This is a genomic window from Humiphilus diazotrophicus (genome assembly GCF_059726315.1).
In genome coordinates, this window is the sequence record NZ_AP040869.1 from 265,712 (window position 1) to 285,525 (window position 19,814).

10 protein-coding genes and 1 pseudogene are annotated in these 19,814 nt (G+C 53.3%); 2 read left to right on the plus strand and 9 right to left on the minus strand.

All coding sequences use genetic code 11. The features are described from left to right. Position 1: 1 nt before the first annotated feature. The 4 genes from AC6I7T_RS00895 to AC6I7T_RS00910 form a co-directional block, all read right to left on the minus strand. Positions 2-1,159, minus strand: coding sequence for an acyltransferase family protein (locus AC6I7T_RS00895; RefSeq protein WP_497788319.1), 1,158 nt, complete (start codon positions 1,157-1,159; stop codon positions 2-4). A 40-nt stretch (positions 1,160-1,199) separates the two neighbouring features. Beyond that, complete coding sequence (locus AC6I7T_RS00900; protein ID WP_497788320.1) at positions 1,200-3,452, minus strand: alpha-N-acetylglucosaminidase; 2,253 nt, start codon at positions 3,450-3,452, stop codon at positions 1,200-1,202. A gap of 440 nt (positions 3,453-3,892) precedes the next feature. Then, positions 3,893-5,215 carry a hypothetical protein gene (locus AC6I7T_RS00905; RefSeq protein WP_497788321.1) on the minus strand — a complete coding sequence of 441 codons (1,323 nt, stop codon included), beginning with the start codon at positions 5,213-5,215 and terminating at the stop codon, positions 3,893-3,895. Between the two features lie 261 nt (positions 5,216-5,476). Next, entirely contained in the window at positions 5,477-6,118 is a 642-nt protein-coding gene (locus tag AC6I7T_RS00910; RefSeq protein ID WP_497788322.1) for an IS630 family transposase, read from the minus strand. A gap of 389 nt (positions 6,119-6,507) precedes the next feature. On the opposite strand from AC6I7T_RS00910, the pseudogene AC6I7T_RS00915 reads away from it, so the two are divergent. Further along, positions 6,508-6,780 (plus strand): annotated as a pseudogene (locus AC6I7T_RS00915) (helix-turn-helix domain-containing protein); the annotation flags it as partial. Between the two features lie 59 nt (positions 6,781-6,839). Here the strand turns inward: AC6I7T_RS00915 and AC6I7T_RS00920 are convergent. From AC6I7T_RS00920 to AC6I7T_RS00935, 4 genes are all read right to left on the minus strand, one after another. Beyond that, the gene (locus AC6I7T_RS00920; RefSeq protein ID WP_497788323.1) at positions 6,840-8,738 is read right to left on the minus strand and encodes a glycoside hydrolase family 2 protein; all 1,899 of its coding nucleotides are present in this window, start codon (positions 8,736-8,738) and stop codon (positions 6,840-6,842) included. Positions 8,739-8,775: 37 nt separating this feature from the next. Continuing rightward, positions 8,776-10,944 (minus strand): GH92 family glycosyl hydrolase, encoded by a 2,169-nt coding sequence (locus tag AC6I7T_RS00925; protein ID WP_497788324.1) that lies wholly within the window; start codon positions 10,942-10,944, stop codon positions 8,776-8,778. Between the two features lie 207 nt (positions 10,945-11,151). After that, positions 11,152-13,977, minus strand: a complete 2,826-nt coding sequence (locus AC6I7T_RS00930; protein WP_497787874.1) for a beta-galactosidase — start codon at positions 13,975-13,977, stop codon at positions 11,152-11,154. 91 nt (positions 13,978-14,068) lie between these two features. After that, positions 14,069-17,401, minus strand: a complete 3,333-nt coding sequence (locus AC6I7T_RS00935; RefSeq protein WP_497787875.1) for a TonB-dependent receptor — start codon at positions 17,399-17,401, stop codon at positions 14,069-14,071. Positions 17,402-17,993: 592 nt separating this feature from the next. On the opposite strand from AC6I7T_RS00935, the gene AC6I7T_RS00940 reads away from it, so the two are divergent. After that, positions 17,994-19,400: a hypothetical protein gene (locus tag AC6I7T_RS00940; protein ID WP_497787877.1), complete on the plus strand. Its 1,407-nt coding sequence runs from the start codon at positions 17,994-17,996 to the stop codon at positions 19,398-19,400. A gap of 20 nt (positions 19,401-19,420) precedes the next feature. Here AC6I7T_RS00940 and AC6I7T_RS00945 read toward each other — a convergent pair whose 3' ends face one another. Beyond that, entirely contained in the window at positions 19,421-19,678 is a 258-nt protein-coding gene (locus tag AC6I7T_RS00945) for a hypothetical protein (RefSeq protein WP_497787878.1), read from the minus strand. Positions 19,679-19,814 lie beyond the last annotated feature (136 nt).

A 19,814-nucleotide genomic window follows, 5' to 3' on the forward strand; every position in this document is an offset into this window, starting at 1 on the left:
CTTAGATCTTGATGAAGATCTTTTTTCGATAAAGAAGTACTACCGGGACCGAACAAACGATCAGAAAGCAAAGTGAATACAGAAGCGATCCAAAGGCTGGTGAGAGAAGAAAGACAAAGACCTTTGCGTAGAGATACTGTTGAATGCTCTGTTGCGCGTTAACATGAAAAACTGCTACGGCTGAAGACAACAGTTCGGAGAAAACATAGGCAGTAATCGCATTGGTGCCGAAGACAAGCCAGATGTATGCCCATTTACTTTTCCAGCCTTTGATTTCCACGATGAAGTAACAGGCCGCCAAAATCAGCAATCCCCATCCTGCGGCATAAAGAACATATGAGCTGGTCCACAATTTTTTATTAATAGGGAAGGACGAGTCCCAAAGGCTACCAGCTGCCAGCGATATGGCTCCGGCAAGCACAAGCCCCAGGGCCTTGGTCTGCTCCTTGCGCGCAGAGCGCAGCCATAGACCCGCGATCATTCCCATCAACGTAGAGCCCACCGATGGTAGTGTGCTCAACAAACCTTCAGGATCTCGGGTACCTTCAAAGAGCCGCCCGGGAAAGATAAGCCTGTCGAGATAGGCAACTAGGTTGATATCTTTGTCCAGCACAGGAAAACTCGTTCCGGGCATGCCGTAGCCAGGAACAGGAATCCAGCGCATGCATATCCAGTAGCCTAGCAACGATACGACGAGTAAGCTGATTTTGCTTGCTATTCCCCGATCGCAAAGATGGACGATACTTCCGATCAGATAGCACAAGGCGATACGTTGCAGTACTCCGTAAATGCGCAAGGTTCCTAAATGGAAAAAGGGGAAACCATTCACAACAAGACCGAGAAACACCAGAATGGCAAAACGACGCAGGATATGTGGCAGTAGTGACAGTCTGCTGGTTCCTTTACTCAGGCGCGCCTCATAGGAGAGCACCATTGAGGCACCCATAATCAGCAAAAAGGTGGGGAAGACCAGGTCGGTGGGCGTAAAGCCATTCCATGCAGAGTGGTTCATTGCCCGATATGCCATCTCATTCTGCCCGTTATTGTTGACCAGGATCATGAAGGCGACGGTAAGTCCGCGCACAACGTCAAGAGAGAGCAGACGCAGGGAAGGAGGCTTTGAGATAGTTCGTTCTGTGGTTGTGACCGTCACCGACATATAACTCCTTGTACAATCAGTACAAATGGCCCGGGAGACCTCAACTCCAGCTCTTGCAGGTCTCCAGCATGGAATTCGCTTCTTTGAAAAGATCTGGAACAGAAATAGCTACACTTGGCCGATAGGGCGCGGAAAGCCATGTCTGTTGCCATATATCTAGGGAAAATGGCTTATCTTCCTTCAATGCCTGAAAATAGGCTGACCATCTTCCTGCGTAGTAATCGCGGGTAAGACCGGACCATGCGCGATTGGCGTAATCGGAAAGCTCGGGCCATCCCCAGACGGTGATCAGGCGGCGCGCATTCTCGTCGTAATACGCAGCTTCATCCTGAGTACGCGCCCATCTGCGAGCCTCTGTCGTCCACTTCTCCAGCCTTCTGTCTTGCCGCAGATGCAGCAATCCATCCATACGGAGAAGCATCTTGACGGCTTCATCCGCTCTCCGGTCGCGCTCCTCTGCGTTCTTTTCCTTGTGGGCTTTGCCTGCGAGTGCAAGTTGGCGGTCTACATGACCTCCCGCTGCCTGCACAACGAATTCAATGGCATCGTTCCGATAGAGCTGTGCGGTGCCCAATTGGTCCGCGCAAGAGAGGAAGAGTTTGACTGCCTGTTGAAACTCGGGACCGGAATCGACACCAACAGCTGTAGGTTCAAGATTCGGTTCTGTCTGCCAGGCTTGTTTTGTCATCCAGATATGTTTGCTATAGGCGCTTTGGAGTAACAGTTCCCAGGCTTTCTTCATCGCCGGAGGATAAGCTCCGTATCGCGAAAGGCAGTAGCTGGCGATCCATTCTGGAAGATCGATGGCCTGCCTCGACCATCCCATATCGGTCAGCAGCTCATAGACGATTTCATTGTTCTCTATGCCCTCAGGGCAGATGGCCCATCCGACAAGATTGCCTTTCGCGGGGCTGTTAAGTACCTCCACAGGTTGGGTGGCTATTAGGGATAAGTTCCCTTTGACGTTGTTGTTTCCTCCAAAGGTATGGGCCATTCCGTTAATCCACTGCTTGCCGAAGAAGGAGTTGTGTGCCTTCCATTGGTTTTGGACGTTCTTTTCTTTTTCGGAGGGAATCCGGTCATTCGCATAATCGAGAATGAGCATGCGGTCATTGGGAACGCCTCGCAGTAGAGCCTGCACAGAAGCGTTGTCCCAAAATTGCGGATCGAAGGCGAACATCCATCCCTGCATGACCCACTTGCCATTCGGATCACCTGCTCGGATACCTTCGTATACTGTGCGGCCGAAGAGCTCCAGATCTTCGTAGCGGTGATCGGGGCGGACAGGAACAGTCAGTTCATTGAAAGTGTCGGCAAGATAATATTCGACTTCGCCATACTCTGCTTTGTATGTCTCGATGAACCTCTTCCCCAATTCTTTGTAAAGAGCCTGCTCGCCTGGATGGAGAATGAAGGTCTTTGTATTGCGGGGAATTGTATGGAACTCTTGCGGAAGCCATAACAGAGTGAAGGTTTTGGCGTCCGGATGCAGCCGCTTGAACCCTTGGGGCACGAAACCTGAGAAGCCGGGGACGATAGGCGTCATGCCAAGTTCACGCATGCGCGTCAGAATCTTTTTTTGAAGATCCGTTCGCTGTTCTAGCCAGCTTTGCGGTAAAGGGCCGTCAAAGTTGTTGATATTGCCCATCCGGTGCCAGGGAAGTTGCGCAGGACCGGTCGAAAACTGGTCAACCTCTGCCTGGGAGAGGCCGATCGAAAGCCAGAGCCTCTGCCAGATGGTCTCCTGTCCTTCCATGGCTAGAGGCATGGTGATGCCGTGCAAAGCCATCCAATCCAGCTCCTGCTCCCAGCGCTCCCAATTCCAGAACGCCATGGTGTAACCGAAGGTGCAGGGATTGAGGTACTGCACAAACTGGTAAGGGCAGACAACCCGCTGATTTGGGAAGTCCGGTAATTTGGAAGGCAAATCCAGACGCCGACCGCTCCAGCTAACAATGGCGTTACAGCTTTCTCTCAGATATCGGTAGGCACCTCGCAAGAGGGCAACGCCACTGCTGCCCTTGATTGTGACCTGCCCTTGCGAGGCAGCAATTTCATAGACGTCGCGGTTCTCCTCCTTCGGAATTAATTCCAAATGAAACTCTTGTGCGCGTTCTCCCAAGAGACGGGCAAGTACCGCCGAGGAGGAGGCCACAGCTTGGTTTGTAGCGAATGCCTGCTGATTCAGTCCCAAAGAAGGTTTCAGGGCGGGAGTAGCAGCCCTCAAGCGTTCGGTGAGAGCAATACCGATTCCGCTACACGATGCCCCGATGAATTTGCGTCTTGTCCACATCCAGATATCCGATTTGTTTGAATTTAGGAACGGAGTATTCAGACTCAGATTTGAATACGCAAGCACTTTCACGGTCTATTTGGCCAAGATGAACCGTCAAAGAAGGGGTTAAAAGAAGGTGCTGTCTGGGATTCTTTCAATTTTGGGCAGATTGGTCGGTTCTGGCGTTCTCGTTTCACTGAGGTGTCTCATATGTAGAGCCTGGGTGAAATGATTCTGAGAGGGCGGGAAAAGTGGAATTGAAAATGAGCTCTTGGACAGGGACTACGCAAATTAATTCTATGAAATCTGGAATTTAGATTTTCCAGAGGTCATTGAGATTCTCACAAATGCAGATTGCGTTAGGTGGTGGTTTCAAACCCTGGCGAAAAGATAGCAACATTTGGGGTTAGACATTTCGGTATTAGCACCACATGTTTCCACGAGGTGGTTCTTTGCTTTTATGGAGTCAAGAGACGGTAGGTAACGATTTGAGACTGGGGAGCATTGCCTCCAATGCTTGTAGTCTCCAGGAGGATTTCAAAATGAGGCAACTTTCCTTTGCTTGCGCCGATTTTCTTTAAGAAAGCTTCCAGGGGCTTTTCGTTCAAAGAATACTCTGCGGCCGACTCGGTTCCCGCCATTCCACTCCCCTGAAGAAGTAAAATGTCCCTTTGTCCTTCAATTCCGGGAAGGAAGGCCAGAACTCCGTAATTGTGGCGTCTTCCATCGGCACCGATCTCTCGATAGAATTTTTCTTCGCCCTGTCGAGGAGATTTATTGATGACATATCCTTCTCCGGACTTCCAGTCATAGTTCACATCGAAGTTCAGCTGGTTTTCAAAGAGCTCCACCCAAGGGTTTGCGCCAATGCCGCCAATTAGGATGGCGTTCTTGTTCTTCAGGTCATCTATTCGTAGATCGCGCGCATAGCGAATTTCTGTCTGACCGTGCAGCGCCTCTGGCAAGCGCAGAAGTTCGGTAGCGATATTGAGATCCGCCATGCTGGTGTATTGATGGGCGTTCAACCAGTTTGCTGTGAGAGGTACGGCTCCGGAAGATCTCGGAAGCTTCTCCATGTAGCTGCCACTTAAATAACTATCCAAAGATACGCGTGTTTTGGTGGACTCCTGAAAGAGAACCAATGCGTCATCCGATGGAACGATAACCGTGACTTGGTTCTTGTTGAATATTCTGGACCATAGCAGATGCGCGAACTCTGCGGACGAAGTGCCCGGAGATGCCGTTCGCACGGCAATATCGATCGCTACGACAACAAGGACGAGCACAAGAGCTGTCCATAACCATATGGAGCCGTACTGTTTGTGTGTAGCAGGTGGTAGGGCTAATTCTGAAGAAGGTGCAGGTGAAAGGGGAGGAGAGACAGATGTCTTTGGTGCCACCTTCTCAGTTGCTCTTGACTCGAAGATTGGAACATATCCGCCTTTAGGGATCAGTAGAACCAGAGGCGCCTCGGGCCGCTCATTCTGGAAGTATTCTTCCAGTTTCAGTCGGAGCAAACGAGCCTGAGTTCGCACGATACTGTCGTCATTGGCGTTATAGGAGGGAGCTCGGCTGAAAACGTGTATGCCAATCTGCTGTTCATTTACCTCTTGCGATCGCCCTTCCAGGGTGCGCTGACAGATATAGCGCAGAAAATCGGAAAGGCGGACAGATTTCGAAAATGTTCGAGAGGCGAGAATCTCCAGCATGAGTTTCCAACGGGGGTCCTGCTCGTCGAAACCCTGGGCGCCTGCGGTGGTTGATTTCGAGTCCTGATCCAAGAAAATACCGGGCCTTCACCTTTTTGTTTAGGAAACCATCATATCAAGTGCTTCCGCAAGGATTTTTCAGATTTCTGGGCACCCAACGGTCCTGACTCATTCCTCTAAATGTGAAGTTTCAACAGATTGTCCATTCGATCCAGATCAGAGAAGCTAAAGGTGACCAAACCTAGGAGATCGAATGGACTACCACCAGAATGCCCGATTAACAGTTCACAGTCGAGAGCAGTTGGCCAAAATGGTTCTAGAGCATTTTTCGAATTAGTGTAGACCATTTATACAGAGACGGAACCAAGCCTGAGCATTATCAGGGGAAATAAGCTTGAGAGCGTCGGCTATAGCTTGCTCAAGGGATTCTCTGGTTCTAGCTTTGGCAGCCCGAAGCAGTTGTTTGAGCTTAGCCCAAGCCTTTTCGATCGGATTCAGATCGGGCGAGTAAGGCGGCAGGTATAGCAATTCTGCTCCAGCGGCCTCGATCAGCCTCCGTACGCCGTTGACCTTATGGGAACTCAAGTTGTCCATTACCACCACATCGCCAGCTGTCAGTGCCGGACAGAGTATGTGTTCGACATAGGCTAGGAATATCTCCGCATCGGTAGCGGCTTCGATGGTCATCGTTGCTACCATGCCACGAAAACTCATTGCTCCCAGGATGGTCATGATTTTCCATTGTCCTCCAGGAGTAGATTCGTGTATACGAGTGCCTCCGAGGCAACGGGCATAACGCCTCGTCATCGAAGTTGTCACACCACTCTCGTCAAGGAAGATCAGCCGTTCCGGACTTGTCGCCTGGATCTTGGCGACAAATTCTTGGCGTCGCTGGCGGTTCGCTTCGGTATCGCGTTCACTGGCATAGAGCGACTTTTTTTCAGCCGTAAACCCAGTTTCCGAAGTAGAAACCAAATCCGCCCCAAGCTCAGTTCCACGCTTGCTTCATTGTGCAACTTTGCTTGCACTTCAGCCAACGTTAAATCCGGCTCCGCTTCCACCCACGCTATTACCTGCTTTTGCTCTTTGGCTCCGACGTGTGGTTTTCTCCCGGGACGATGAACAACTCGCTCGGCTTGACCACTATGCTTCCGCTGGCTGGAAACCTTCTTCGCCCAACCTACACTTACTCCAAATAGCTCTGCCAATTCCTCCAGCGTCCCATTCCCATCATCATAGGCTGCTAGGAACTTACGTCGCAGATCATCTTCGTAGGCTTTCGCCATTGCTTTGCTTGTCGCTGAGTTTCGCCATGCTCAGTCTACACTAATTCGAAAAATGCTCTAAATCTTGGCCACACGCGCAAAGCGATGGCGGCAATGTTTCGGGTGAGTGCTAAGACGGCTGGCAAGTGGGTAGATCGCCATCAGCAAGAAGGCGCAAGAGGATTGAGGGATCGTAGTTCCAGGCCTCGACACTGCCCGCGACAGACCCCCTCTCCTTTAGTGGAAAGGGTTGTTCAGCTGCGTCGGTTACGCCGTAACGGCTGGCAAATCGCCAAGGAAGTGGCTCTTTTAAGCGTCTGGCACGGATTCGATCACTCGCCCCTATACGCCTCGAACCAACGGCAAAGCTAAAGTTTCATCCAAACCATGTTGCGCGAGTGGGCCTATGCCCGTTCCTCTCAAAACTAAAACTAGTGGAGCGAGTTCAATCTTTCTGACGCTTTGAATACCGCTTCATTGGCGCCATGCACGCGTTGGAAATCCATTTTTTCAACTTTCCGGTCATAGGTCATGAAGCCGTTGACTTCTTCTTCGACGTCCGTGATTTGCGTATAAACAGCCGCGCCAAGACCTTTGCTCTCGACTAATGGACGCAACTCAGATTGGACTTGCTCAAAGCGTTTCGTCAGGGCATCCGGTGTGGGTTGCATCTCATAAGCGTGGGGCTTCCCTGGCCACATATGTCCGGACACCAATGAGCCGAGACCGCCGTATTCACCGAGTGCGGCGGCGCGAGTGGCGCTGGGCTGCGGGGGATTACCAGGACCAACGTAAATATGCATGTCGTCAAAATCGCCGTTGCCTGGATCGCCTGGAGACTTACGGTAACTGGGGGCGTTGTTGTAACCCGAGTTACCGTCGACCAATCGGGTTGGATCCAGCACCTTGGTCCACGCAGCGATGCGGGCGACATCATAGGCGCCCCAGTTCTCGTTAAAGGGCACCCAAGTGGTAATCGCGGGCGAGTTATGATGCTGCTGGATAATTGTCTGCCACTCTTGCTCAAATTGCTTTCGAGTGCGCTCGGGCTGGTCGTCCGGATACCACAGGGACGGCATGTCTTGCCATACCAGTAAGCCAAGTCTATCCGCCCAATAATACCAGCGCTGCGGTTCCACCTTGGCATGCTTACGCACGAGGTTAAAGCCAAGACGTTTGACGGTTTCCAAATCAAACTTAAGTGCCTCATCCGTCGGCGCCGTGTAGATCCCATCGGGCCAGTAGCCCTGATCCAAGGGCCCCATTGGGAAAATAAACTTTCCATTGAGCAAGGGCCGCAGTTTGCCATCGACCATTCCCAGGCTGACGGACCGCATTCCAAAATAACTCTTCACATTGTCCAATACCTTGCCTTGCTGATCCGTGAGCTGAACCTCCAAATCGTAGAGAAACGGATTACTCGGCGACCATGGACGCGGATTGGGCACTGGTATCTCCAACTGACTTTTGCTGCTGCCGGAAACTTGGCTGAGGACTTTCCCCCCGGCGATCACGAAAACCTTAATCTGATACGCGTTGCCGTTTGCTGCGGCTCGCACTTTGACCATTGAACGGGTCAGGTCGGGGGTGACTACGAGGCTTTGAATATGAGTGGGGGATACGGGTTCCAGCCAGACGGTTTGCCAGATCCCCGATGCAAACGTATAGTCTCCGTGGGTGACACAGTTCTTGCCGCAGGAATACCGGCCATCATGCTCGTCTTTTGCCGCAACGACCAGTTCGTTCCGTCCAGGGTGAAGCAAATCCGTAATGTCGAATTCGAAAGCCTCCCACCTGCCTTCGTGCTTTCCTACCAGATGTCCGTTTATAAATATCGCCGACTGATAGCCCACCGCACCGAAGTGTAACAATACCCGTTTCCTTTTCCACGAATCCGGGATAGCAAAACTCCGCCGATACCACATGTTGGTTTCCTGGTTTCGCATGATTCCCGAAAGATATGCTTCGGGAGGAAACGGCACTTTGATGTGCTCGGGACTGACTGGGAACACGGATGGCTTCAGCAGTGTCTCGGTGGGACTCACGGACGAGGCTCCACCCAAGTAATCCCATTCCCCGTTCAAATTGAGCCAATCTGCACGCGTCATCTGGGGCCGGGGATATTCCGGAAGAGGCACCGCAGCTGATTCGGCTTCTGCGGTCCACGGCGTGGACAATACTGCAACCGCGACTCCGGTTTTTCGATCACCGGACGGTGGCGCGGAGTGCAGGGAAAGGGTTGCCAAGACAAATGCAGAACAAACGAGAGTGGCTCTCAAAAAACCTCGTACCTTCAGGTCCTTCAATGATTCGCTTTTTAGGTCGCTCATTTCACTTCATCCGTGCGGTCGCTGCTAGTACTCCGCTCTATCGATAATCTTCAGGATGAATGCCGATAGAGTCTGGCGGAAAGGACTGTGGATTCGCGCCAAGCGTTCTGTTGGGAACATCTCCCATTGTTAGTTCCAACTCACCGCCCTGGGCTATATCTGAGTGACGGAACCATATCCGATCGAGTTCCTTTCCGTTCAGCACAATCTTCTCGACATACTTGTTCGCGCGAGAGGAATTATGCGCAATGATTACAAAGTCTTTGCCGTTGCTCAGATGAACGGTAGTCTTCGTGAAGACTGGGCTAGCTATGTCGTAGACCGGTATCGTCGGAGTCACCGGATAAACACCCATCATGGAGAGAACGACAAATGCGCTCATGCCGCCGCCATCTTCGTCGCCGGGGATTCCTTGAAGCGTATCAGTAAAGAACGATTCCAACAGCATTCGAACGCGTGCCTGCGCTTTCCATGGAGCGCCAAGGCGATTGTAAATATAAGGGATGGCAAAGCTAGGCTCGTTGCCCATGGAAAACTGCCCGATCATCGAAGTGGAGTCTGGGAACTTCGCTTGGAACTGATACTTTGACCTATCCAACTCTTCGCGAAACAACTGATCAAGATTGGCCTGCGCCCGTTGTACCCCTCCCATCATTTCAATCAGTCCGGCATAATCGTGACCTACATCCCACGTATAGGTGTAGCCGTTGTTTTCGTCGTAGTACTCTCGTCCACCCATGCCGCCATCAAATTTCGGGTCCATTGGTTCGATCCATTGGCCGGCGGCGTCCTTTGGCCACATCAACCCTTTGTCCGTTCGAAAGAGATTCTTGTAGTTTAGGGAGCGCGATAGAAACAGCTTCTCATCGTCCGACTTATTCAGAGCGCGAGCGAGTTGCGCAATTGACCAATCATCGAAGCTGTTGCCCAGAGTCACAGGCACAGGCTGTCGTTTCTCAAAGGGATGAACCTCGGCATACATCTCTTTCTCACCGGGTCGGAGGGCGGGCATGTAGCCGTGCTTGGCGTAGAAAACGTCCAGAGGCGTCTGCGCACCCAGGCGCCAAGGCAGAAGCGTACTATCGAGAGAGCGCTTTCTAAGACCTTCGTAGGCCGTCGCTAAGTCAAAGTTTCGCACACCCTTGAACCATGCATCGGCGAACCAGGGAGCGGAATCATCGCTGTTCATGCAGGCCATAGGACCGGAAGCAGTGGTAAATGTAGGTATGATGCCGCCCTGCTGATACATACGCACATAGGACTGCAACTTATCCGCTTCCATGTCAGGGTTAAGGAGCGTCTGCAAAGGTTCAAGTGCCCGAAAAGTATCCCAGAGCCAGTTGTCCACGTAGAAGGGCCGGGAATCACTATGTACGCGATGATCGAAACCGCTGTAGTAGCGACCGTCTTCTGTAATGTTGATCATGCGTTCTGAACTACGATAGAGCGCGGTGTAAAAGACGCGGCGCTGCGCCTCGGTCCCGCCTTCCACGGTGATACGACCAAGCGTGCTGTTCCAACGAGCCTTGCCTTCAGACTTGACCTTTTCAAAATCCGGTGACGGCATCTCATGCAGGAGATTGCTCTTCGCTTGCTCTGTGCTTATGAATGAAATCCCATAGCGAAATTCAAGGGCGCCGCTGTTGGCCGAGATAAGAAGCTGCTGCTTCCCGTCACTGCGTTTGGTCGTAACAGCAACTGGCTTATTGAAGATGCCATAGACATAAGCATTCATGTTATTGAACTGCTCTTCGCCTTCCACAATGTTGCCGTCGTGCAGGCGCATTTCTCCGGCGATGCGGTTCGCAAGCTCTAACGATGCCTTGCCTTGGGAAAAGGTGAAACGGAAGTAGCCACATCTTTCGGTCGCAGTGAACTCGGCGCGGACACCCGACTCACTGAATCGCGTGGAATAATAATACGGCGTGGTAACTTCCTGGTCATACGGAGCGGGTGTTCCGTCGCCGGGCATAATGCCGAACAACTCACTGCTTCGATGAGAGCTGATCGTAAGAGGAAATGCTTCGATGCGGTCGTCGAAAGCGTCCTTGCGCAGCGGATACATTCTCACCATGCTGTTCGGCAAGTAGACAGTCGGCCGTGTCGGCGCCAGCAGGATTCCTACGTTTCCGATGGTTGGATCAACATACTCCACCTGCGCATTGCCATATGCGGCCATGCCGAGCAAGAGCAAACAAGCTTGCAAATATTCTCGACACAGAACGGGCTTCATCTTCCTAAGTAATGCGAACAATGCAACAAACCTCTCCCGGTTTCCAAACCGATGGCAGCCAATCGGCCTTCGAGATGAAGGCCGGCGATTGCGGCAATTCTCTACAAAGCAGTTTTACGCACAAACTTCTGGACGCGTCGTCAGCTTGACTCTCCGTCTCAGCAGGTTGTGGGCACGTTGTCATCCTTGAGCCGCGTGAGTCTTCACAAAGGCGCCATCGCGCGTCCCCCAATGGAACTCGACCTGCGTCTTGCGTGTTGCGAATTCCAGGTAAAGTGATACCACAAGCTGTTTGAGATTCCGCAGACCATCGGTATATGCCAGCATCACGGCCACGATGTTCGGTCGACTTCCGTCCAAGTAGAGATACGGCTCGGGTAGATAAAACTCTGACTGCGGGCCGACTGTCTGATAGTATCCAATGAATCTTCCATTCACGTAGACTAATGCGTCGCGGTCCGCATTAATCCTGATCTTCCAGGGAGTAAAGCGCTCCGGGCTGGAGGATAAAGGGAACGCCGCGCGAAACCACGTAAATGCGGGCACAAGATCGTCGGCTCCTGTAGAGTCGCCGCCCCTTCCCTTCTTCCACTCTCCCGGCGCCCCGGCCAGATCCCTTCCGTCGTCCTTCATGGTAGAGGAAAATCTCTGGATCGCGACGGCATCGATGACGCTCGATTTCGTCTCGTTGCCGATGCGAATGGCACTGATTCCCTTCAGTTCCGACATCTCGTCGTTCCCGTTTTCGCTGCCGAAAGCCTCATAGGATATCTCAAGTAGGTTCTGTCCCTGCTTTGCCCGTCCCTCCAACGCGCACGACACGAACTTCTTTGCGGTTGAAAGCTCTGAGACATGTTCTCCGTTCAGGAAAACATGTTTGGGATCCTCTGTATGAGTTTCGAGAAATAGTTTCTGTTCGCCGCGATACTCGAACGTCGCGCGATATTTCACGTAGCCATAAGGGAGCCTGCCGAGTTTTTCGAGAGCAATCGGAGGAGTATTTGACCAGTTGCCGAGAGAGGGATCAAACCTCTCTATCAGGAATTCGCCTTCCGTCAAAGAAACCGACTGGTATGGTAGTTGTGGCGTGCTGATGTTCACACGAGCGCTCCGCCAGCGCGCATCGTACTGGAAACTCACGGGCTTTCCGTCTACCAGGCATCGTTGAGGCTCGGCAGGCAACAGGGTGCACAGTTCATGCTCGCCGGCAGCATAGTCAAGGGTGATCACCGAACTGGTTGCAGTGGCAACGCTTGCCGTCATTAAGGCGCAATCCGTGATCACAGGAGCGTAAATCGGCGGTGCGCTTGCATGGGACGGGAGTTCCGCAGTCCATGTCCGCTCCGCCAGGTCCCGTGGCAGGGCCACGATCTGCAGTTTGCCGTTCCACAGAAACATCTGCGAAGACGATTCGATATAGAATCCGAAGCTCGCAGTCCTGGTCTCCGCATCGAAATGCTGATAATTTACGGCTCCCTGCAGATGTGGCTTCGTTTCTGCCGCGAGCGCAATCTCAGCCAATTCGCCCGGATCCCCGTAAACAATCAGGTAGTCCCTCTCGCCGATGCTGCCATAGCTGAGAATCTCCGCAGTGGAGTAGCGAAGTTGAGCACCGGAGATGGCGATCTGCAGCAGAAGCATCTTCATGCCGCGCCCACGGATCGAGAGTTTCCCCTCGCGCGGAATCGTAATCTGCTTGCGGCCATCACCGCCAGGATCAGGAAACGTCACCTGATATTGCTGGTCGGCATTTGCATTCTCACGCACGAACAATAGTCCGCTCTTGCCTTTTTTGCGCAGACTGACTGAGACATCTGGATTGGTCGAAGTAGTGCTCTCCGCCTCTCTGGCTCGAACCATCATCGGTCCGAACTGATCGAGAAAACGCCCGATTCTGCGAGCTGCATAATACTTGTCCCACAACCCTCCCGGCTCGCGAATGGGCGCAGCGTAGTCATAGGTGGTCGTCACCTTGCGCGCCGCCCATTCAAAATTCGTGCCGCCATGCCCCATGTAGAAGTTAAGGAACGTTGCGCCGCATTCGATCGTACTCTTGGTAAGCAGGTTCAACTGAGCAGCATTCACGCCCTCCTGCTCTTCAGAGAGTTTGCCGCCGTACTGGCTAAACCAACCACCCTGCAATTCCACAATGCCGATCGGCGATCCGGGCTCCTCTTTTCTCAACTTCGCAAGCGCCGGCACAATCTCCTTCTGGACATTCCATCGAGGGTAGAAGTCGGCGGTATCCATAATCCGCGCCATGACCGGGTTTGTATTCTGTCGCGCTTGGCTGACCCAGTTCGTGATGATCGGAATGTCGATGCCCGCATTCCAGACCATCTGCGCCAGAGCCGTCATGTAGTTCATCTTCTTCTGGTCCGCTATCTTCCAGTAGTCGTACTCGTTTTCAATTTGCACCATGATCACCGGCCCGTCCGCCGTAATCATGTTCTTGCGCACTACAGGAAGCACGCGGTCATACCAATACTGCGATGTCTTGATGCTCTCCGGGTGGTCGCTTCGTAGCGGAAACTGCTTGGCGATGATCCAGTGCGGAAAGCCACCCGCATCCCATTCAGCGCAGACATATGGGCCGATGCGAAGAATCATCCACAATCCCAGTTCCTTCGCGAGTTCGATGAACGCCTCCAGTTCGGTCATGTCCGCCTGACCCTCGAGAGGCTCGTGGTAGTTCCAGAAGACGTATGTCTCAATCGTATTGAAGCCGGCCAGCTTCAACTTCAGCATCCGATCACGCCAAAGCTCCTTCGGTGTCCTGCAGTAGTGAAAGGCAGCACTGTAGATGAAAGTGTCCCGATCGTGAATAGTGAAACATTGCGCGTCATAGCGAATTACATGAGGATGCTTGAACTGCGACTCTCCTTCTCCGAGCAGAGCGGCTCGGCCATCCATTCCGGGAAGCGCGAAGAGCCGCATCGAACCCATGCAGCAGGAAATCAACGGAACGGACATCAGCTGTCCAAGGAATGCTCTTCTCGACGACAATTTCATTTCCCCCTATAAAGAAACATCCGTTTGCCATCCATCAATAGCAAACGGATGTGTATGCGCGGACGCCAGTGAGTCCGACCGCAGGTTAAAACGACAACTTCAGTGCTCCCTGCATGACGCGAGGCGCAACAGGACCCATAGAAGTGATCTGTCCGAAGTTCGGATCGGTCACTGTATTGTTGGGCATGCCGAAATTGGGGTGATTAAAAGCATTGAACATCTCCCAGCGGAACTGGAGGTTATATCTCTCCTCGACGACCTTGAAGTTCTTCATCAGGGAGATGTCCCACGTATTCATGCCCGGCCCCTTGAGTATGTTCTTACCCGTACTGCCGAACGTTCCAGGCTTATTGGGCGCAAAGGCCGCGGCGTTGAAATAATGCGTAAGCCACTGCGCCTTCGATCCCTGGTGCACGCCGAACGACTGTCCGGACACGGAGTCGGCGCGATCACCCCACTGCAACGATCCCGAGCTATCGCCGCCGTTACCACCCCAGATCGAAAACGGATAGCCAGACTGCATTGTCCCGATTCCGCTGATTTCCCAGGACCCGCCGGCGGTCTTCAGCAGAGAGCTATGTCCCTTCAGGCTCGGGCTCGTGTAGATCGCCGATGTTACCCAGGCCAGCGGAATGTTCGTGCCCGCCACGCCATAGTTCCAGTTTTTGTCAGCTGGAGCGGAGAATGGATCACCGAGTCCGCCATGCCAGGCTGTATTCCCGGAATCACTCAGAGCCAATGCCTTAGACCATGCAAAGTGCGAATCCACCGTGAGACCGTGGTAATCACGCACCGTCGCACCGAGTTGCAAAGCGTTGTAGGAAGATGTCCCTTCATCCTTCATTTCAGTGATGTTCGAGAAGTCCGGATACGTGGTCCGCTGGCTGCCATTTGCGAAGATGCCGGGGTTGAGATCCACAATCGTGGACTGGTGATACGTCTGGCTGCCAATATACGCCAGATGCAGCGCCACAGCTTGCGTCAGTTGCTCTTCAATCGAGGCGTTCCACGTCTGCGTGACAGGCAACTTGAAGCCGGGTGCGAAGACTGCTCCGATTGACATCGGCTTCAGGAAAATCGCCTTGCTCGCTGGCAAATTCGGTTGCGGTAAGAGTGTTTGTGGCGTGAAGGGATCCTTGCCGCCCGTAGCCTGAAACGACGCCCACGGATTCGCAAAGGAAATGGGGCTGTCCGCCGTAGCCGACAAATTGTACGAAGGGTCGGTAGGCGCTATGCCGGTCGTGTGGTTGTAGAAAGCCCAGAACATGGGCGCATCGAACAAGCCGAGTCCTGCACGAAACACCGTTTTCGGCGTGGCTGCGAATGCCACAGAGACGCGCGGCTCGAAGTACGCGTTGCTCGATTGGCGCAGCGTGGAGTTCAGTCCCTTGTCTCCAGGATAGATGGCGCCGACCGGCGCCGTGGGATAGCGCTGGCTTTGCTGTCCGGGCACAAAGCCCACGCCGCCGTTGACCGCGGTAGGCGCCCAGTCAGGATCCCAGCGCAGGCCGGCAGTCAGGGTCACCTTTTTATTCAGGCGATATTGATCCTCCGCATAAAGCGCGAACTGAACGCCGACCATCTGTGTGTACTGTGCTGCGCCCTGGAAAAGACTACTCGCTTTGCCCAGGAGGAAATCGGCGTTCGCATAGCCCGTGAATTGGCCGCTGAAATTGATGGCCGCCGCAGCGGGCCAAGTAGTCAGATTGTTCGAATACTGATGCGCAAAGTTACCGCCAAACTTGATTGTGTGCGACCCAAACGTCTTGATCGCATCATCGGAGAGCCACCATGTAGTTCTGGGATTCTCGTTCGGTACCCCACCGTGAACCCCGAAATTCCCATTGGCCGCTTGCAGGTAGCATCCTGGCGCATCGCTGACATTGATGATCTCTGAAAGACAAAATGGCGTGCCCGACTTAGTCAGGGCTTGGCTTCCGTCCCACACGTTCAGGTAGGTCCATGCGACATTCACCGTATTGACCAAGCTCGGTGTTGGCAGCCAAGTGTTGCTAACCTCTTCGTTATAGAACCACCCTCGTTGGCCAGTCACGCCCGCCAGGATGTTCCCCTTTATCTGTCCTCCCGGGTCATCGTATTCGGAGATGAAGCTACGGAGGAAAAAGCGCATCTTGTCGGACATCGTGTAGTCCAGGCGCAGCAAACCTTCCTCGGTCACATTTTGGACTTTCGGTCCTTTGAACGTTACGAGACCGCTCGACGCAACCTGCCCGAGGGGCAGAGTCTCCTGAGTCATCTTTACCGCCGCAGGACTAAACAGGGATGGATCGATCTGGTTCTTCACGCCATTTACGGTGGCAAACGGTGCGTTGAGCGTAATCGGCAGAGCACTAAAATCACCCCGCAACATAGCAGCCGTGGGCGTATAGGACGTTTGAGTCTCCGACGCCTGACTCGCTCTCGTCCCCTGATAGCTGGCGAAGACGAAAAGCTTGTTTTTGATGATCGGGGCGCCTATGGAGCCGCCGAATTGATTCTGTTTGAGTTGGTCGACCGCGCCGCTGAACCAGTTCGAGGCATTCAGATCGTTATTGCGGATAAACTCGAATACGTTGCCGTGGATACTGTTGGTTCCTCTGTTGGTTTCAATATTGATTACGGCCGCCGGCGAATATCCAAATTGCGCACTATAGTTATCCGTGATCGCCTGGAACGCGTGCGTCGCATCCGGATTGGGAAACGGCTGCATCAGCCCGTCGTAGGTATCCATGTTCGGGATGCCGTCCAGCATGGCAAACGTGCTTCCCTGCTGCAGGCCATTGCCCGAGCCGCCCACTTCAGTCAGGAATGTATTGCTCGTCGGCAGCGTGCCCACGCCCTGCTGGTTCAGCACGTTTTGCACGCCGGGCGATAAAAAGATCAGGCTTGCCGGATCGCGTCCGTTCAACGGCAGTTGCGTGATCTCCTTTTGGCCGATGACATTGCTGATCTCTGCGTTGGTGGTGTTGATCAGAACCTGCCCCTCATTCACAGTAATGCTCTGTGCAGCCGCCCCCACCTTCAACGCAATGTTCAAAGAGGCTGCCTCGCCTACCGTTAAGGTCCTTAACACTGTATAGCTCGCAAATCCTTGCGGGGCCGCCGTAATGCTGTAATTTCCCGGTGGAAGCGACGCGAGCGAGTATAGCCCCGAAGACGAGCTGACCGTGGTTTGTTTCAACATGGTGTCGGTGTTTTGCGCCGTCACCGTCACACCCGGCAATACCGCCCCGGTGGAGTCCGAAATGATACCGCTGATGCTCGCGCTCGCCCCCTGGGCAAATGCCGGAAAAGAGGACAGGCAAACGGAAACCAACAAAATGAACAGCCGCAGCGTGCGCTGTAGACCGTCAGAAACAGATTCTTCCTGAGGGCATGGAAGGGGCCCCAATCGTTGATGTAAATATGCGATATTCACTGAAAATCCTCCGAAAATGTTTAGCAGGACTTGCCTATTCAGGCTGCCAAGACTGCTGGTCCCCCCGCACAACTGAAGAAGGGGTCCTCCCGCGAAGCGCTCCACGTCTCCTTCAACTCCTGGACGCGTGTCGGCCGAGCGGAATATTTTCCAGCCTCTTTGCTGCGTTCAACTTTCCCTCCCCTCTCTCAGGGGCGCTCCCCGAAACCATATTCGGGTTCGGTTTGCGCGGGGATCGTGTCTGACTCGACGCAGCCCGTACAGCCAAATTCTGTAAACGTTTCGATTGTTGCTCTTGGCCAGTCCTCAATTTCAAGGTTAGGAAAAACGCTAACGTCACCGTATAGTATTGATTTATAAAATATTTATCTGTTCTGCTTTAGCGAAACGGTAGATACGTTGCGCCATCGACATTCATGGGTCGATAGCGACCAAACAAGAGGCTGGATCAACTGTGGGGCTTGAACCCGCGCCGTATGGCCCATCTCGCCTGAAATCATTCATTACAAACATGTAAGGGCCGTGAGGGGCCTGGTTTGGTTGGTTCGTGTAAAATTCTCTGTGCCGCGAAGGGCGACCATAGTTGAGGCAGATGCGATCCAGAAATCCAACAGTCCCAGAGGACTCGGAGACTTCTAAGATCTTCGAATCCCCAGAGGACGTCGCGACGCTACGACAGATCCTGAAAGAGATTGTCGAAGGTCCCGCCTTCAAGGGAAGTCATCGTAGCGGCCAGTTCCTTGAATTTGTCGTGGAACAGGCGATTGCCGGCAACTTCGATCAGCTGAAAGAACGGCTGATTGGCGTCGAGTTCTTCAATCGTCCGCCTTCATACGACACAGGTGAGGACGCAATCGTACGTGTAACAGCTTCCGACGTGCGCAAGCGCCTGCTCCAGCACTATGGTTGGTTTGGAACAGAGCGTGCCTTCCGTATCGAACTGCCATCGGGGTCTTACGTTCCCCGCATTAGTCGGAAATGCCAGCTCGAGGCTGTATCGGAAAGCTCGCTTGAGCCTCCTCCGAAACCAGACACCTTGGCCGCAGAAGTTATCGCGGAGGAACCAAGTCCTAAGACAACTCCCCCCGAGCCCGTCGAGGCCCTGCCTCCGGCTGTTGCTTCGAAGAAAAGTTGGGCGGTCTGGCGCTATGCAGGGATTCTTGCCCTTGCGGCGATGCTTATGTGGTCGATCCATTTGCTCAATCGACATGTGTCGTCTGCTGCGACTTCTTATGATCTTCCGTGGTCAGTGCTGTTTAGTCCCTCCTCCTCCACGCGCCTGATCACAAGCGATCCCTCGATTGACGCGGTTCAGGGAATCACCAAAACCGATCTTTCTCTCTCTGATTACGCGAATCATCGTTACATTCCAGAGCCGGATAAACTCACACCGGAACAGACCCGCTTCTGCAAAATCCTCTTATCGGGAGAAACTTCCGCAGCTGCTCCAGACCCTCCCACCACCGCGAAGGTCGCTCAAATAGCTCAGGCCTTTTCTAAGAAACTGGCGGTACAGGACGCTCGTAGCTTTCAGTTATCGTTTTTGAGCAACAACGATAATTTCATCTTCTTGGGCAGCCCGCGATCCGACCCGTGGTTTTCCCTCTTCGCAGACAAATTGAATTTTAGATTCGTCTTCGATCACCAGTTAGGCTCGGAGTTCATTCGCAATCTTCACGCTCGTCCCCCAGAGCGCGAAGCATACATTCCGAGCGCAAACGGAGGCGGCACCGGCTACACCTTCGCGATCATCGCTTTCATTCAAAATCCGGATCAGAACGGGCAGGTCCTTCTCCTTGCCGGCGCGAATGGCGAAGGAACCTCAGCCGCCGGCGATTTTGTAACAGATCCGCAACGGATTTCGCGCGCTTTGCAGAACTGTGGGATCCCTCCCGCAGGCCCGACCCGGCATTTTGAGATGTTGTTGCGGACCGAAATCATGGCCGGTGTTTCAAGACAAACAGAAGTCATGGCATGCCACATTCTGCCTGGCGCCTAAAGTTCCCTTTCCTAGCTAGATCACATTACTGTTAACTCGGTGACACTTGAGGAGCAGATAAGCTGTTCGCTGCGGGTGCTGGGATTCGTTCCGATGCATTCCGATTCTCCTCGCCGGCCGGGGGCATTCACCAACGCGAACTCGAACGCCTTCGATGCCGCACTGAGGTCGCCCTGCTCCATCAGCAAGTCTCCGAGTTGTTCGCGCGCGGGAAGGATGGGCCCCGGCGTTACAGGCAGCTTCTCAATCCCATCCTCGTCCTCGGCCGCTCTGCGCATCAGATAGGTTTGACCTCTGTAGCGATCTACAACAGTATTTCAAGGTGGTATATGCCTTTAATTCGCGGTCGACGGTTTGAGTTTTGAAAGATCCTCATGCGCAGATACGTTTTCCAGTATGGACGCCAACGCAAAC